This window comes from Pseudomonas sp. NPDC087804 (genome assembly GCF_044742965.1).
Taxonomy (GTDB): domain Bacteria; phylum Pseudomonadota; class Gammaproteobacteria; order Pseudomonadales; family Pseudomonadaceae; genus Aquipseudomonas; species Aquipseudomonas rustica.
On sequence record NZ_JBIUVN010000054.1, the window covers coordinates 1,903 to 3,229 of the forward strand.

Annotated in this window: 1 rRNA gene (cut by a window edge); it reads left to right on the forward strand. The window is 49.3% G+C overall.

Annotation, left to right across the window (positions count from 1 at the left end):
- Nucleotides 1-164 precede the first annotated feature (164 nt).
- Nucleotides 165-1,327, forward strand: a 23S ribosomal RNA gene (locus ACIOMO_RS27630) (it continues 1,823 nt past the right edge of the window).

The following is a 1,327-nucleotide window of genomic DNA, read 5'->3' on the forward strand; positions in this document are numbered from 1 at the left end:
TCGTTCTATAAAAATTTGGGTATGTGATAGAAAGATAGACTGAACGTTACTTTCACTGGTAACGGATCAGGCTAAGGTAAAATTTGTGAGTTCTCTTAGTTGAGAAATTCGAATTTTCGGCGAATGTCGTCTTCACAGTATAACCAGATTGCTTGGGGTTATATGGTCAAGTGAAGAAGCGCATACGGTGGATGCCTTGGCAGTCAGAGGCGATGAAAGACGTGGTAGCCTGCGAAAAGCTTCGGGGAGTCGGCAAACAGACTTTGATCCGGAGATGTCTGAATGGGGGAACCCAGCCATCATAAGATGGTTATCTTGTACTGAATACATAGGTGCAAGAGGCGAACCAGGGGAACTGAAACATCTAAGTACCCTGAGGAAAAGAAATCAACCGAGATTCCCTTAGTAGTGGCGAGCGAACGGGGACTAGCCCTTAAGTGGCTTTGAGATTAGCGGAACGCTCTGGAAAGTGCGGCCATAGTGGGTGATAGCCCTGTACGCGAAAATCTCTTGGTCATGAAATCGAGTAGGACGGAGCACGAGAAACTTTGTCTGAATATGGGGGGACCATCCTCCAAGGCTAAATACTACTGACTGACCGATAGTGAACTAGTACCGTGAGGGAAAGGCGAAAAGAACCCCGGAGAGGGGAGTGAAATAGATCCTGAAACCGTATGCGTACAAGCAGTGGGAGCAGACTTTGTTCTGTGACTGCGTACCTTTTGTATAATGGGTCAGCGACTTATTTTCAGTGGCGAGCTTAACCGAATAGGGGAGGCGTAGCGAAAGCGAGTCTTAATAGGGCGTCTAGTCGCTGGGAATAGACCCGAAACCGGGCGATCTATCCATGGGCAGGTTGAAGGTTGGGTAACACTAACTGGAGGACCGAACCGACTACCGTTGAAAAGTTAGCGGATGACCTGTGGATCGGAGTGAAAGGCTAATCAAGCTCGGAGATAGCTGGTTCTCCTCGAAAGCTATTTAGGTAGCGCCTCATGTATCACTGTAGGGGGTAGAGCACTGTTTCGGCTAGGGGGTCATCCCGACTTACCAAACCGATGCAAACTCCGAATACCTACAAGTGCCGAGCATGGGAGACACACGGCGGGTGCTAACGTCCGTCGTGAAAAGGGAAACAACCCAGACCGTCAGCTAAGGTCCCAAAGTTATGGTTAAGTGGGAAACGATGTGGGAAGGCTTAGACAGCTAGGAGGTTGGCTTAGAAGCAGCCACCCTTTAAAGAAAGCGTAATAGCTCACTAGTCGAGTCGGCCTGCGCGGAAGATGTAACGGGGCTCAAACCATACACCGAAGCTACGGGTATCATC